The sequence below is a fragment of the Amorphus sp. 3PC139-8 genome (assembly GCF_040750475.1).
Classification (GTDB): domain Bacteria; phylum Pseudomonadota; class Alphaproteobacteria; order Rhizobiales; family Amorphaceae; genus Amorphus.
On record NZ_JABJVY010000014.1, the window covers coordinates 113,781 to 127,447 of the forward strand.

Here is a 13,667-nt window from a genome sequence, read left to right on the forward strand (position 1 = left end):
GTCGCGTGCTGGCCCCGCGATACCGTTATCCAGCCTTAGACAGCAGCGGGCTTCGGCCCTTCACCTGCCAGAACCGTGGAGGCGGGCTTCGGCCCTTCACCTGCCAGAACCGTGGAGGCGGGCTTCGCCTCCGCCACCGTCCAGCGCGCGTGTACGACCGCAATCCATAAGACCACCGTCGCGGCGAACTGGTGTAACAGCCCCAGCTTTAGCGGCACGACCAGCAAAAGCGTAACGATACCGATCGCCGCCTGGGCGATGACGACGCCGGCGAGAAGTGCGCTGCGCATCGTGGCACGGGACTCCGGCGCCCGGCGCGCCGCCCACCACCACTGCAACAGCACGCAAACCACGATCAGATAGGCCAGGATGCGGTGGTCGAACTGGACCGTGAGCGTGTTCTCGAAGGCGTTGATCCACCACGGATCCTGGAACAGCAGCCCCGACGGCACCATGGAGCCATCCATCAGCGGCCAGGTATTGTAGGTGAACCCCGCATCCAGCCCCGCGACCAGCCCGCCCAGGAAGATCTGCAACAGTACCAGCGCGACGATCGCCCGCGCCACCGGCGCGAGACCGTGAGGCGCCGGATCGAGACTTGCCTTCGCCCGGATCTTCAGACTTTCCGCTGTCCACACGATCGCCGCCAGGATCGAGCAGGCGAGCGTGAGATGGACCGCGAGCCGATATTGGCTGACGTCGACACGGTCGACGAGGCCGGAGGCCACCATCCACCAGCCGACGGCCCCCTGCAGGCCGCCGAGGAGCAGGAGCGCCACCAGTCGCGGCTTCAACCAGCCCGGCACCTGCCCGCGCGCCCAGAACCACACCATCGGCACGAAAAAGGCGATGCCGATGAAACGGCCCAGGAACCGGTGTCCCCATTCCCACCAGAAGATGCCCTTGAACTCCGACAGGCTCATCCCCTTGTTGATAAGCTCGTACTCGGGGATCTTCTGATATTTTGCGAATTCCTCCTGCCACTCCGCATCGCTGAGCGGCGGGATCACTCCGTGGATCGGCTTCCATTCTGTGATGGAAAGGCCGGAATCGGTCAGGCGTGTCGCACCACCGACCACGACCATCAGGACGATGAGCCCGGCCACAGCAAGCAGCCAATAGCGGATCGCAGCCGGTGCGAAATCGTGGGTTTGGGCAAGAGGACGCGCGTTCATGGAGTAACCGTATCGTCGACGAAGCCTTCGGGCGATATAGACCATCGCGCGGCTATCGCCGCAAATTGGCCGTGCACTGCGTCCACCCGACGCAGGCCGCGACCAATGCCAACCGATTTCGAAAAGGACCGAGATGAGCCAGCGCGTCAGAAAGCTGATCGGGACGATCACGATGGCGATTTTCGTGATCGTCTACGCCCTCCTCGCGATGCTGGTTGGCGCGACCATGTTCGCCCAGGCGGCAACCTGGGCACAGACCATCTATTACGCGATCGCAGGCTTGATCTGGGTGATCCCGGCGGGGCTCTTGATCCGCTGGATGGCCCGTCCGGACCATCCGTAGCCAAGTGGCGTTAGGCGAAGCGCCCGGCGTCCGGGCCGAGCGGGCAAAGCAGCGCCTCGCCGACGCCCACCGCCGTCAGCCGGTCGAGCCGCGGCCAGATGCGCGCATCGCCGCGTTCCGCGACGATGAGAGCGACCGCGCCGGGATAGGTGTGGGCCTCGAGCGCGTCGCCGTCGGAATGCTCGTCCGCCAGCACGATGACCAGGTCGTAGGCGGCTTCCAGCGACGACACCGCCCAGGCGACAGCTTCCGGTCCACCCGCATCGGCACAAAAACCGCGTGCCATGACATGAACGCCGGACCAAGATCGCGCGATCGCCGCGTCGCAGCCGACCAACCCGGCCGCCAGTTCTCGAAATCCAGCCCGCACCATCTCGGCCGAGGGCGCCAGGTCGCCGGCTAGGTCGACGATCAACGCCCGACGTCCCGAGCGTGCAGCTTCGCCGGCGAGGTCCGTGGCCAAGCGCAGGCGTCCGCCTTCGGCGCCCGTCACCAAAAGCCGCTTGGCAGGGTCGTCGCGCACGTCGAGTGCGGCCCAGACGGCTGCGGCGAGCGCCTTACCGTGGCCGTCCTCACCCGGCATCGCCGGAAAGCGCGTCCGCTCCGAGCTGGAGCGGGCCACGACCCATTCCGCGCCGACCGCCGGCATCGATGCCGTCACGGGCATAGCGGGAGCCGGCCCCGATGCCCTGGCACGCTGGTGCCTGGAAAAGGCCGCACTGCCCACCAAGCCGAGGGCGAAGGTGCCCGCAAGCGTCATCGTCAAGCCGTCGAAGCGAGGCATCGCGGCAACGCCGCTGGCCGTCTGACGGATGGCCGACTTGCGTCCGAGCGCCGATCCGATTCGCGACGAAAGATCCGCGGCCACGGCCAGAGCCGCATCGGCCGCCACGGTCGCATCACGCGCCGTGACCGTCACCACCAATGTGGTCGGGCTCGTGGCCTCGATCTCGAGCCGGCGGGAGAGACCCGCGACAAGGCGCTGGTCGCTGGAATAGGCGGCTGGGACCAGCAGCGCACCGAGCCGCTCGAACGCGTCGGCCGGCGGGGCTGCGGGAAGAGCGGCCCTTAATTCCGCCTCGCCATGCCGACGCGACAGCGCTGCGATCGTCGCCTGCTTCAAGGCATCCGACTGAGCGAGCGGCGCGATTGCCTCGGCGTTCAGGCTACGGATGGTTTCGGGGGCGATCCAGAGCGAGACCTGAGCGCGATGCTCCGTCGGCGCCAGAAGGGCGGCCAGCATCGATGCCACCGTCAAGGCTCCAAGGACACCAAGCAGCAGCGTCCGCACGTTGGGCACGCGCGGCGCGCGGAGGTCGGCCTTGGGGCCAACCAGAAGATCGAGACCGAGAGACCGGAGGCTACGCATGGGCGCCCACTTTCGACATGGCCGAAGTGTCGCCGAAAAAACGTAAGAGCCACGTTAACAGGCCACTGGGATCTCGCTGGCAGCGCTTTTGTCCCCTGCTACACGCTCGGGATCGTGTTTGCTGCTTGAACCGGAGCGCCCAAGCAGATACCTACATCACGGTGATTTGCGGGTCTCAATGCCCCGCAATTCTGAATCGCACGCGGTTTAATGGGTTAGGTCGGGATACGGACGAAATCCGGTTCTCGCTTTCCCGACTTCCGGTTCAGCGATTCGGTATCGGAGCGTAGCGCAGCCTGGTAGCGCGCCTGCATGGGGCGCAGGAGGTCGTGGGTTCGAGTCCCGCCGCTCCGACCATCCCCCTTTCTCCCAGACCTTGTTCACTCGGTCGTTCTTGGCCATGTCACGCGCGGATCACTCGTGCGCGAATCGCGTCACCGACCCGGATAAGCTTCAGGCCAAACGACAAGCATTCCGGCCGGCAACCGGTTCTGAATGATCGGGACGGGTCGGGTCAGTTCTCGATCGGACCCGGCAGCAGCGCCGGTGTCTTGCCCGTCATCCAGTAGGCCAGCAAAGAGAGCCATTCCCGCGCGGCAAGATTGGTATTGTAGAGCCCGTCCGCAGCGGACGGAGTCCAGTCGTAGAGCCCCTCGCCCACCGGCGTGCGGTAGTCCACCGGCCAAGGGACGAGGCCGGTCCAGCCCGCCGTTTCCAGGATGCCGACGGTCCGAGGCATATGCCATGCCGAGGTCACCACCAGCCAGGTCTCATCGGGCTTCGGATCAAGTAGCCGCTTGAGATAGACGGCATTTTCCCAGGTCGAGGTCGACTGGTCCTCGATACGGATGCGGTCCTTTGCGACGGCGAACGTCTCCGCGATTCGAGCCGCCATCTGGGCCACTTGCGGGCCGTCGGATATCGCAACGATCGCCTCGGGATAGCGTCGTGCCAGATCGGCCACCGCGATGATGCGATCGGCCGACTCGTTCACGCTTGGAACGTCCCGACTCGTGGAGATATCGTCTTCCACGAAGCCGCCGAAAACCAAAATGCCGGTGGGCGGCGCCTCGGGCGGAATGGCCTTCGGATAGATCCGTTCCAACGGCGCCAAGGCCAGCGTGGCCAGGGGCGAAAAGCCGACGATCACAAACCCGACCGAAGCGACGGCGATGGCCAGGATGCCAGCCCGGTAGACCCGAAGCAGAAGCAGTACGAGACCAAGAAAGACCAGGAAAACGAGAATGTTGGAGGGACGCGCGAAGAAGAAGACCAGATTGGACAGACCTTCGGGCATCGCCCCTCTCTCCCCCTCAAGCTGCGCGACTCAGTGCGCGTCCTGCATCGCCGATAAGCTCTGGTCCGCTATCTTATGAGCCAAGAAACCCCTGGCCCTAAAGCCTTTTATGACGGACCCGCCACATGGTCGCCGCTCAGGTGTCCCACTCCGGTTCCACGCCCATGCGCACCATGCGTCCGTCTGGCCGCGCAAGCTTGAACAGCCGCGCCATCTCTTCGTCGGAGAGACTGAACTCCAGCGTTCCGAGATTCTCCGCCAGCCGGTCCAGCGAGCCCGTCTTCGGGATTGCGATAACCCCCTCCTGCTGGATCAGCCAGCGCAGCGCGACCTGGGCCGGGGTCCGGCCATGGTCGGCGGCGATCGCCTTGACCTCCGGCTCGTCCAAAACCTTGCCCCTGCCGATCGGCGCATAGGCGGTGAGTGAAAGGCCGTGGCGCCGACACGCCTCCAGAACCGGCGTCTGATCGAGATGAAGGTGATATTCGACCTGATTGGTGGCAAGCTGCGCCTCGCTGGCCGCGACGGCCTCTTCGATCAGCTTGACGTTGAAGTTGGCAACGCCGACCGCCCGCGCCAGGCCGCGAGTTTTGACCTCGTTGAGCGCCCCGATCGCCTCCTGAACCGAGACCTCCGGGCTCGGCCAATGGATCAGATAGAGATCGACATAGTCGAGGCCGAGCCGCTTCAGGCTCTCCTCGGCGGCATGCTGGAGCTGGCCATCGCGCAAGTGGGTATGCCAGACCTTGGTCGTGACGAAGACCTGATCGCGGGGAACGCTCGCCGCCTTCAGGCCGCGTCCGACGGCGTCCTCGTTGTCGTACATCTCCGCCGTGTCGAGATGGCGAAATCCGGCGCCGAGGGCCGCGGTGACCATGCGTTCGCAATCGCCACCCTTCAATGGCCAAGTCCCGAAGCCGAGGGTGGGAATGGCAACGTCCGCGGTTTCCACCGTGAGCATGGCTGTCTCCGATCGTTCGTGGAAGCTGAGAAAGTGAGACGTTGCGCGCGCGAACGGCGCATGTGCGCAACCCCTTCGCGCGCGCAGAAACGCGGTGCGTGCGCAGGGAACGTTCGAATGCCTGTTTGACGCAAATCCGGACGGAAAACCGGTACCCACTTTTCCTGGATTTGCTGTCCCCACTCGCAAATCCGGACGGAAAACCGGTACCCACTTTTCCTGGATTTGCTGTCCCCACTCGCAAATCCGGACGGAAAACCGGTACCCACTTTTCCTGGATTTGCTGTCCCCACTCGCAAATCCGGACGGAAAACCGGTACCCACTTTTCCTGGATTTGCTGTCCCCACTCGCAAATCCGGACGGAAAACCGGTACCCACTTTTCCTGGATTTGCTTTACCTGTCCGGCGTCAGCGTCGTGCCGTCGACATAGCCGACGCGGCCATTCCAGCCGATCTCGCAGGCGCGCTCGTCGAGCAGCGTGCGCCATGTGGCCGGCGAACCGAATTGCCAAGTGCTGAACGGGATCTCCGGCCGGCACCAGCGCAAGACGATCCCGTCCGCGCCCTTCGGCAGCTTCGCGACCGTCCCTGACCCGCTTTCGATCGAGGCCCGCAGCGCGGTCCCCGAGCGCGTTTGGTAGCGCATTTCATAGGGGCTTACGGACTCCGCTGATGCCGCGCTCAGTGTCAGCCCCAGCGCCGCCGTCGCGAGAAAGGCCGCAGCGATCCGCATCATCGTCGGTTCCGTCTGTAGGGAAAGAGAAAGCGAGCGGAGACGCCGGTTCCCCGCTCGCAAGACCTCAGCCGATGTCGCGCTGGGACTGCACGACCTTGCCGACGAGCCCGTACTCGGTCGCCTCGTCGGCACCCATCCAGTAGTCGCGATCGGTGTCCTTGGCGATCCGCTCGATCGGCTGGCCGGTGGCCTCGGAGAAGATCTTGTTCAGGCGATCGCGCATTTTCAGGATCTCGCGCGCCTGGATCTCGATGTCGGTCGCCGCACCGCCGGCGCCACCGGACGGTTGGTGCAGCAGGAAGCGCGTGTTCGGGGTGCAGAAGCGCCGCTCCTTCGGCGTCGACACGTAGATCAGCGCGCCGGCGGAGGCGACCCAGCCCATCCCGAGAATGTTCACCTTCGGGGAGATGAAGCGGATGGTGTCGTGGATCATGTCGCCCGATTCGACGTGGCCACCCGGCGACGACACGATCACGGTGATCGGATCGTCGGACACGTGGGCGAGCGCCAGGAGCCGCTGGGTGACGTCGCGGGCCATATCCATCGACACCTGACCGATCACCATCACAGTGCGGGCATCGAACAGATGCTTGTCGACCGGGATCGACTGTTGCGCCTTGATCTTCTCCTCGTCCTCGTCGTCGTCGAGGCGGGGTGCGGTCTCGTAGGCCTGAGGCATGGTGGTCCAATCCGGTGTGGGAAGTCGGAACGCGCCGGACGACGCATTGCCGTTATCGTTTTGTAGTGATCCCGATGTCGTCACGCAAACCCCTCGCGTCAATACGAGCCCGGTTCTCTCCGTTTTCCCGTCCCACCCGCACCGCATTTGGCGCCGCGTTGCTACCGATCGCCACCGTAGACGCAAAATCTCGCAAACGTGAACGCCGATCGTGGCCTGCGACCGCCTGAGCAGTTGCAATGACATCCTCGCTTCGTTTGGCTTGATTAGAAGTCGACGCATTCCAATCAGATAGGGGATGAGCTTCCATGAAAATGTTTGCTGCAGGAGCGGCGGTCCTTCTGGCCGCGACGATCGCAACGCCGTTTTCCGCCGCATGGTCGGACGATGCGCCGATGGGGGTCGACGCGATCGCCAAGCGCCAGGAGCTCATGAAGTCGGTGGGCCGGGCCACCAAGGCCGCAGGCGATATGGTGAAGGGCGAGAAGCCTTGGGACCAGGCCGTCGCCGAGGACGCCATGGACACGCTGATAGAGGTCGGCACGACCTTCCCGAGCCTGTTCCCGGACGATTCCAAGACCGGTCACGACACCGAGGCCGCGCCGGCGATCTGGGAGCAGACGGCGGAGTTCGACGCCAAGGCCGCCGCGCTGGCCGAAGATGCGGAAGCGGCGAAAATGGCCGCCGCCAACGGGCTCGACGCCTTCAAGCCGGCCTTCGGCAAGACCGCCCGCAACTGCCGCGACTGCCACGAGCAATTCCGCGTCAAATAAGCGGCTGGACCGATTCGCGGTTGGGGAGACCTTATGCGACGCTTGTTGCTTGCGTTGATCGTGCTCGTTGCGCTAGTCGCGGCGGGCTTCTGGTTCGTGACGGCGCCACGCTCGCTGGCCGAGGCGGACCTCCCCGACCACACCCCTGATTTGAACAATGGCGAAACGCTGTTCTGGGCGGGCGGCTGCGCTGCCTGCCATGCCGCGCCCGGCGCCGGGGACCAGGACCTCACGAAGCTTGGAGGCGGAGCGGAACTCGCCTCGCCGTTCGGCCCGTTCTCCGTACCCAACATCTCTCCCGACCCGACGACGGGAATTGGCGATTGGTCGACGCTCGATTTCGTCAATGCGCTGCGCTTCGGCGTCTCGCCTGAGGGCCGCCACTACTATCCCTCCTTCCCCTACGCCTCCTACCAGCACATTCGCCTGGAGGACCTGATCGACCTGAAGGCGTTTCTGGATACGCTGCCGGCCGTCGACAACGCCGTCGCTCCGACCGCCCTCTCCTTCCCGTTTTCGGTCCGTCGCGGGATCGGCCTTTGGAAGCGGCTCTATGCCAACGATCCGGGCTTCACGCCCGATCCCGCCCTATCCGAAGAGGAGGCTCACGGCGCCTACCTGGTGCGCGGTCCCGGCCATTGCGGCGAATGCCACACGCCGCGGACGGTCTTCTTCGGCATGGATCAATCGCGTTGGCTGGCAGGCGCGCCGCTCCTGGAAGGCGACGGCAGGGTGCCGAACATCACCCCTTCGCAAGATGGGATCGAAAGCTGGAGCGCTTCCGATATCGCCTACTATCTCGAATCGGGCTTCACGCCCGACTACGACGTAGTGGGCGGAGCGATGGCGCCGGTGCAAAAGAACTGGTCGCACGTGCCCGCGGCCGACAGGGACGCCGTGGCGGCCTATCTGAAGGCGGTTGCTCCGCAACCATCCGCGAACTGATCTCGCCACGAACGGCGCCAGCAGACGCTCCGCGCGAGTGGATTGGCCCGTTGCATCCTCTGGATAACTAAAGGAAACTCGGTGCAGGTCGTGCCCATCCGATGGATTGGGCGCGACACGCAATCAAACCAAGACCGGACACTCAATGTCTGGCTCACCAGTTTCCAGAGATCCGGAGCCCTCCATGACCTTCGCTCGCCTGCTTGCCTCGGCTGCCATCGCCACCGCCCTTGCCGCCGGCCCAGCCGCCGCCAAGGACTGGGACGTCGTTCGCATCGGTACAGAAGGAGCCTATCCGCCCTTCAACAATCTCACCTCCAGCGGCGAGCTCGTCGGCTTCGACGTCGACATAGCCAAGGCGCTTTGCACGCAGATGGAGGTGAAGTGCGAATTCGTCACCCAGGACTGGGACGGCATGATCCCGGCCCTGAAGGCGAACAAGTTTGACGCCATCATTGCGTCCATGTCGATCACCGACGAGCGCAAGAAGGAAGTCGACTTCACCAACAAATATTACAATACGCCGCCGGCGCTCGCGGTCCCGAAGGACTCCAGCCTGACCGCACCGGACAAGGGCTCCGACGTCGTCGCCACCATGGCGGACGCGCTCGACGGCAAGGCCCTCGGCGCTCAGTCGTCCACGACCCATTCCAACTACGCCGAGGCGAAATTCCCCGATGCCGACCTGCGGCTTTATCCGACGCCGGACGAATACAAGCTCGATCTTGAAAATGGCCGCCTCGACGCCGCCGTCGACGACATCGTCGTGCTGTCCGACTGGATCGACAGCGACGAAGGCGGCTGCTGCAAGATCCTGACGCCGCTGCCGATCGATCCGGAAATCAACGGCGAAGGCATCGGCATTGCCGTGCGCAAGGAAAACCAGGATCTCAAGGAGATGCTCAACAAGGCCATCGTCGCGATCCGCGAAGACGGCACCTATCAGAAAATCAACGACAAGTATTTCTCGTTCGACGTCTATGGCGACTAAGCCTGCCGACTACGGGACACTCCGAACGCACCGGAGGGATCGGCAAAAGCTGGCCCTCCGCATGCTTGGTTTTTCCGGAGCAGCGGTGCCAGACTTCCGCTGACCCGTTGAGGCCAGAGATTTGCATTTCGGCAAGATCTGTCCTCACGACACGGCGAAGATCGCATGCCCGATTGGCTCTCCCTTCTCTCTTTCGGCCCCGACGGCTGGGGCGATCAGATCGCGGCCGGAGCGCTCGTCACCGTGGGGCTCGCGGTGGCGACGCTTCCATTCGGCCTGGCGATGGGCTTTCTCACCGCGCTTGCCAAAACCTCCGACGAGCCGACGCTTCGGATCTCCGCGGAGATCTACACCACAGTGTTTCGCGGACTGCCCGAGCTTCTGACGCTGTTCATCATTTATTACGGCGCCCAGATCCTGCTTCAGCAATTCCTGTCGCTCTTCACCGACACCTATATCGAGATCAACGGCTTCGTTGCTGGCATGATCGCGCTCGGCGTGGTGTTTTCCTCCTATGCCAGCGAGGTGTTCCAGTCGGCGCTGAAGGGCGTGCCAAGAGGCCAATATGAGGGCGCGGGCGCGCTCGGGCTGAGCCGCGGACAGACCATGCGGCTCGTGATCCTGCCGCAGCTCATCCGGCTTGCGCTGCCCGGCCTCTCCAATCTGTGGCTGGTCCTGCTCAAGGACACCGCACTGGTCTCCGTGATCGGGATCGAGGACATCCTGCGCCAGGCCGGCATTGCCGCCCGCGTGACCAAGGAAGCCTTCCTGTTCTTCGGGATAGCCTGCCTGATCTATCTCCTGTTCTCCATCCTGTCCTCGATCGGGATCGCGCGCATCGAACGCTGGGCCTCGCGGGGGAATGTGCGATGAGCGTGCAGACACCGCCTCTGCGCATCATCGCGCCGAAACGCCCTTGGACCGGAACGCGCATTCTCGGCCACGTCCTGCTGGCGCTTTGGATCACGTTCGGGCTGGCAACCGTCTGGTTTCTGGTCGATTCGTCAGGCCAGAGCTTTCTCGGGCGCTATGGCGAGAAGCTGATTTCCGGCTTCCTCGTCACGCTCGAGCTCGTCGGGCTTTCGGTCGCGATCGGCGCCGCACTGTCGCTGCCGATCGCCGCCGGTCGGATGTCAAAGAACTGGCTGATCGGGTCGGTCGCCTACGGCTACGTCTATTTCTTTCGCGGCACGCCGCTGATCGCCCAGGCCTTTCTGTTCTACTACGGGGCCGGCTCGTTCCACCGCGAGCTGGAGGCGATCGGCGCCTGGTGGATATTCCGCGACGCCTTTTCCTGCGCGGTCTTCACCTTCGCGCTCAACACAGCCGCCTATCAGGCGGAGATCCTGCGCGGCGCGATCGAAAGCGTGCCGAGAGGACAACGCGAAGGCGCCATGGCGCTCGGTCTGCCCCGGCGCGCGATCTTTCTGCGCGTGATCCTGCCGCAAGCGCTTGTCATCGCGCTGCGCCCCTACGGCAACGAAATCATCCTAATGATCAAGGGCTCCGCCATCGCCTCCATCATCACCGTCTACGACCTGATGGGCGAAACCCGGCGCGCCTTCTCCCGCTCGTTCGATTTTCAGGCCTATGTCTGGGCGGCACTGCTCTACCTGTCCGTCGTGGAGACGCTGAGCCGGGTTTGGTCTGTTCTCGAGCGCAGGCTGACCCGGCATCTGGAGCGACCGACACAGACGAACGAGCCGCATCCCGACGAAGAACCGGCCGCCGCGCGCCCCGACGCGATCGACGACTGACACGCAACATCGGGTAGAAGGCGGCCGCCACCTGAGTCGTGCCGACGGGTCGGTTGGGGCGCGTGAACCCGCTTCATCGATGAGGAACCACCATGTCCGCCGAGTTCGCCGACGAGCCGCCCTTGCATCCCGAGACCATCGCCGCCCAGGCGCTCGGCCATATCGATCGCGAGACCGGCGGGGTCGTCCCGCCCCTGCAGCCGTCGACCACCTTCGCCCGCGAGGGCGACTACCGGCCGATCAGGCCAGGCAACATCTATGCCCGAGACGACGCTCCGACCGTGCGCGACGCGGAGGCCATCATCGCAGCGCTGGAACACGGTAAGGAGGCGCGCCTGTTCGCCTCCGGGATGGCGGCGATCGCGACGCTTCTGAGGGCCGGCGCCGGCGCTCCGATCGCCATGCAGAAAGGCATCTACTACGGCAGCCAGTTGTTCGCGGCCCGCGCGCTCGCCGGCCACGGCGTGGAGATCCGCTGGTTCGAGGGCGGCGATCTGGCAAGCCTCGCCGAGGTCCTGGCCGACGGCGCCGTCAGGCTGGTATTCGCCGAAACCCCCTCCAATCCCTGGCTGACGGTGGTCGATATCGCCGAGGCCGCCCGGCTCTCTCATGCCCACGGGGCCAAGCTCGCCGTCGATTCCACCGCCGCGACGCCGATCTACACGACGCCGCTCACCCTCGGTGCCGACTATGTCGTCCATTCCGCTACCAAAGCACTCAACGGCCACTCCGACCTTCTGGCCGGGGTGATCGTGACGGCCGACCCAAGCGATCCATTGTGGGAGGCCATCTGCCGCGAGCGCCACGACGCCGGTGCGGTGCTTGGCGCCTTCGAGGCCTGGCTTCTAATCCGCGGCATGCGAACCCTCGGCGTCCGGGTGCGCGCGGCAACGGCGAACGCCAGCGCGATCGCCGGCTATCTTTCCGGTCATCGCAACGTCGAGATCGTGCGCTATCCGGGCCTTGCGGCCCATCCCGGCCATGCCATCGCCCGAAAGCAGATGACGGGCGGCTTCGGCAGCTTGTTGTCGTTCGACGTGACAGGTGGGGCGGAGGCGGCGCTCGCGGTTGCCGGCCGGCTGCGGCGGATCGTACGCGCCACGTCGCTCGGCGGCGTGGAGACCTTGATCGAGCACCGCCAGTCGGTCGAGGATCCGATGAGCGGCATGCCCGGAGGGCTGTTGAGGCTTTCAGTGGGGATCGAGCATGTCGACGATCTGATCGACGATCTCGACGGCGCGCTGGCGCCGCTTGCCTAATCCCTGCTCCGACAGGCACAAGGCGGAGAGCGGGACGAGGAAAAGTGGGAACCGGTTTTCCGCCCGCGTCCCGCTCTCACCTAAAGAGCGATCAACTCATCCCTTCGAACAGAGTCCGACGGGGTTGATCTTGAGCGGGACGAGGAAAAGTGGGAACCGGTTTTCCGCCCGCGTCCCGCTCTCACCTAAAGAGCGATCAACTCATCCCTTCGAACAGAGTCCGACGGGGTTGATCTTGAGCGGGACGAGGAAAAGTGGGAACCGGTTTTCCGCCCGCGTCCCGCTCGGTCCAAAAGGAAGCAAGCGCTGCATGGCGGCGTGCGCACCAACCAACAGGAGAGGCAAGGATGGCCAAGGTCGCCTTTATCGGGCTTGGGGTCATGGGATATCCGATGGCCGGGTACCTGAAAACCCGTGGCGGTCACGAGCTGACCGTCTACAACCGCACCGCCGCCAAGGCGGAAAAATGGGTCGCGGAGTTCGGCGGCACCGCGGCACCGACCCCGCTGGAGGCCGCGGAAGGCGCGGACTTCGTGTTCGCTTGCGTCGGCAACGACGAGGACCTGCGCAGCGTCACCCTCGGCGACGACGGCGCCTTCCATGCCCTGAAGGAAGGCGCGATCTTCATCGACAACACCACCGCTTCCGCCGAGATCGCGCGCGAACTTGCCGCCGACGCCGATCGCCGCGGCGCTGCGTTTCTCGATGCGCCGGTCTCCGGCGGTCAGGCGGGCGCGGAAAACGGCACGCTAACGGTGATGGTCGGCGGCGACGAAGAGGTCTTCGCCAAGGCCAAGCCGGTGATCGACTGCTACGCCAAGATGGTCGGCCACATGGGCGAGGCGGGCGCCGGGCAGCTCACCAAAATGGTCAACCAGATCTGCATTGCCGGCCTGGTGGAAGGGCTGTCGGAAGCCATCAACTTCGCCCAGAAGGCCGATCTAGACGTGGGCAAGGTGATCGGCGTGATCTCCAAGGGCGCTGCGCAATCCTGGCAGATGGAGAACCGCTGGGAGACCATGCGCGACGGCAAGTTCGATTTCGGCTTCGCCGTCGACTGGATGCGCAAGGATTTGGCGATCTGCCTGGCGGAGGCCAACCGCAACGGCGCTCAGCTTCCCGTCACCGCGCTGGTCGACCAGTTCTATGCCGACGTCCAGGCCATGGGCGGCAAGCGCTGGGACACCTCCAGCCTGATCGCCCGCCTGGATCGGAAGTAGCGAAGATTGTCGGTTTTTTCCGCTCACGCCAACTCGCGGCTCCGCGTGGGCGGTCTAGAGCGTGTCATTTTGTGACGGAAGCGTATCCTGCGTTTTGGAAGTAGTTGGCGCATTCGTCGGATGGGATGGTCTGGACGAGATGCCCGACGTGACGCCATGTG

Annotated in this window: 14 protein-coding genes and 1 tRNA gene; 9 read left to right on the forward strand and 6 right to left on the reverse strand. The window is 64.7% G+C overall.

Annotation, left to right across the window (positions count from 1 at the left end):
- Window positions 1-35: 35 nt before the first annotated feature.
- The gene (locus tag HNS03_RS14585) at window positions 36-1,175 is read right to left on the reverse strand and encodes a COX15/CtaA family protein (RefSeq protein WP_367196233.1); all 1,140 of its coding nucleotides are present in this window, start codon (window positions 1,173-1,175) and stop codon (window positions 36-38) included.
- A 133-nt stretch (window positions 1,176-1,308) separates the two neighbouring features.
- On the opposite strand from HNS03_RS14585, the gene HNS03_RS14590 reads away from it, so the two are divergent.
- On the forward strand, window positions 1,309-1,518 hold the full coding sequence (locus tag HNS03_RS14590) for a DUF2842 domain-containing protein (protein WP_367196234.1): 210 nt from the start codon (window positions 1,309-1,311) through the stop codon (window positions 1,516-1,518).
- A gap of 10 nt (window positions 1,519-1,528) precedes the next feature.
- Here HNS03_RS14590 and HNS03_RS14595 read toward each other — a convergent pair whose 3' ends face one another.
- On the reverse strand, window positions 1,529-2,887 hold the full coding sequence (locus HNS03_RS14595; RefSeq protein WP_367196236.1) for a hypothetical protein: 1,359 nt from the start codon (window positions 2,885-2,887) through the stop codon (window positions 1,529-1,531).
- A 280-nt stretch (window positions 2,888-3,167) separates the two neighbouring features.
- Here HNS03_RS14595 and HNS03_RS14600 point away from each other — a divergent pair.
- Window positions 3,168-3,244: transfer RNA gene (locus HNS03_RS14600), tRNA-Pro, on the forward strand.
- Between the two features lie 157 nt (window positions 3,245-3,401).
- Here HNS03_RS14600 and HNS03_RS14605 read toward each other — a convergent pair.
- The 4 genes from HNS03_RS14605 to HNS03_RS14620 all read right to left on the reverse strand — a co-directional run bounded on the left by HNS03_RS14605 (window position 3,402) and on the right by HNS03_RS14620 (window position 6,561).
- Window positions 3,402-4,184: a YdcF family protein gene (locus HNS03_RS14605; RefSeq protein WP_367196237.1), complete on the reverse strand. Its 783-nt coding sequence runs from the start codon at window positions 4,182-4,184 to the stop codon at window positions 3,402-3,404.
- Between the two features lie 136 nt (window positions 4,185-4,320).
- The gene (locus HNS03_RS14610) at window positions 4,321-5,145 is read right to left on the reverse strand and encodes an aldo/keto reductase (RefSeq protein WP_367196238.1); all 825 of its coding nucleotides are present in this window, start codon (window positions 5,143-5,145) and stop codon (window positions 4,321-4,323) included.
- Between the two features lie 395 nt (window positions 5,146-5,540).
- Window positions 5,541-5,882: a hypothetical protein gene (locus HNS03_RS14615; RefSeq protein ID WP_367196239.1), complete on the reverse strand. Its 342-nt coding sequence runs from the start codon at window positions 5,880-5,882 to the stop codon at window positions 5,541-5,543.
- 64 nt (window positions 5,883-5,946) lie between these two features.
- Window positions 5,947-6,561: an ATP-dependent Clp protease proteolytic subunit gene (locus HNS03_RS14620; protein WP_367196240.1), complete on the reverse strand. Its 615-nt coding sequence runs from the start codon at window positions 6,559-6,561 to the stop codon at window positions 5,947-5,949.
- A gap of 308 nt (window positions 6,562-6,869) precedes the next feature.
- Between HNS03_RS14620 and HNS03_RS14625 the strand changes: the two genes are divergently transcribed.
- From HNS03_RS14625 to HNS03_RS14655, 7 genes are all read left to right on the forward strand, one after another.
- Complete coding sequence (locus HNS03_RS14625) at window positions 6,870-7,334, forward strand: cytochrome c (RefSeq protein WP_367196241.1); 465 nt, start codon at window positions 6,870-6,872, stop codon at window positions 7,332-7,334.
- Between the two features lie 33 nt (window positions 7,335-7,367).
- Window positions 7,368-8,279 (forward strand): cytochrome c, encoded by a 912-nt coding sequence (locus tag HNS03_RS14630; protein ID WP_367196242.1) that lies wholly within the window; start codon window positions 7,368-7,370, stop codon window positions 8,277-8,279.
- A gap of 184 nt (window positions 8,280-8,463) precedes the next feature.
- Entirely contained in the window at window positions 8,464-9,270 is an 807-nt protein-coding gene (locus HNS03_RS14635; protein ID WP_367196243.1) for an ABC transporter substrate-binding protein, read from the forward strand.
- 165 nt (window positions 9,271-9,435) lie between these two features.
- Window positions 9,436-10,143, forward strand: a complete 708-nt coding sequence (locus HNS03_RS14640) for an ABC transporter permease (RefSeq protein ID WP_367196244.1) — start codon at window positions 9,436-9,438, stop codon at window positions 10,141-10,143.
- Window positions 10,140-11,027 (forward strand): ABC transporter permease, encoded by an 888-nt coding sequence (locus HNS03_RS14645; RefSeq protein ID WP_367196245.1) that lies wholly within the window; start codon window positions 10,140-10,142, stop codon window positions 11,025-11,027. The genes HNS03_RS14640 and HNS03_RS14645 overlap by 4 nt, the downstream gene beginning before the upstream one ends.
- Before the next feature lie 92 nt (window positions 11,028-11,119).
- The gene (locus tag HNS03_RS14650; RefSeq protein ID WP_367196246.1) at window positions 11,120-12,286 is read left to right on the forward strand and encodes a PLP-dependent aspartate aminotransferase family protein; all 1,167 of its coding nucleotides are present in this window, start codon (window positions 11,120-11,122) and stop codon (window positions 12,284-12,286) included.
- Window positions 12,287-12,540: 254 nt separating this feature from the next.
- Window positions 12,541-13,506 carry an NAD(P)-dependent oxidoreductase gene (locus HNS03_RS14655; protein ID WP_367196247.1) on the forward strand — a complete coding sequence of 322 codons (966 nt, stop codon included), beginning with the start codon at window positions 12,541-12,543 and terminating at the stop codon, window positions 13,504-13,506.
- Window positions 13,507-13,667: the final 161 nt, after the last annotated feature.

Bases quoted from the DNA above. Each gene is read 5' to 3' on its own strand.
- HNS03_RS14585 (WP_367196233.1), bottom strand. From the start codon at position 1,175: ATGAACGCGCGTCCTCTTGCCCAAACCCACGATTTCGCACCGGCTGCG.
- HNS03_RS14590 (WP_367196234.1), top strand. From the start codon at position 1,309: ATGAGCCAGCGCGTCAGAAAGCTGATCGGGACGATCACGATGGCGATT.
- HNS03_RS14595 (WP_367196236.1), bottom strand. From the start codon at position 2,887: ATGCGTAGCCTCCGGTCTCTCGGTCTCGATCTTCTGGTTGGCCCCAAG.
- HNS03_RS14605 (WP_367196237.1), bottom strand. From the start codon at position 4,184: ATGCCCGAAGGTCTGTCCAATCTGGTCTTCTTCTTCGCGCGTCCCTCC.
- HNS03_RS14610 (WP_367196238.1), bottom strand. From the start codon at position 5,145: ATGCTCACGGTGGAAACCGCGGACGTTGCCATTCCCACCCTCGGCTTC.
- HNS03_RS14615 (WP_367196239.1), bottom strand. From the start codon at position 5,882: ATGATGCGGATCGCTGCGGCCTTTCTCGCGACGGCGGCGCTGGGGCTG.
- HNS03_RS14620 (WP_367196240.1), bottom strand. From the start codon at position 6,561: ATGCCTCAGGCCTACGAGACCGCACCCCGCCTCGACGACGACGAGGAC.
- HNS03_RS14625 (WP_367196241.1), top strand. From the start codon at position 6,870: ATGAAAATGTTTGCTGCAGGAGCGGCGGTCCTTCTGGCCGCGACGATC.
- HNS03_RS14630 (WP_367196242.1), top strand. From the start codon at position 7,368: ATGCGACGCTTGTTGCTTGCGTTGATCGTGCTCGTTGCGCTAGTCGCG.
- HNS03_RS14635 (WP_367196243.1), top strand. From the start codon at position 8,464: ATGACCTTCGCTCGCCTGCTTGCCTCGGCTGCCATCGCCACCGCCCTT.
- HNS03_RS14640 (WP_367196244.1), top strand. From the start codon at position 9,436: ATGCCCGATTGGCTCTCCCTTCTCTCTTTCGGCCCCGACGGCTGGGGC.
- HNS03_RS14645 (WP_367196245.1), top strand. From the start codon at position 10,140: ATGAGCGTGCAGACACCGCCTCTGCGCATCATCGCGCCGAAACGCCCT.
- HNS03_RS14650 (WP_367196246.1), top strand. From the start codon at position 11,120: ATGTCCGCCGAGTTCGCCGACGAGCCGCCCTTGCATCCCGAGACCATC.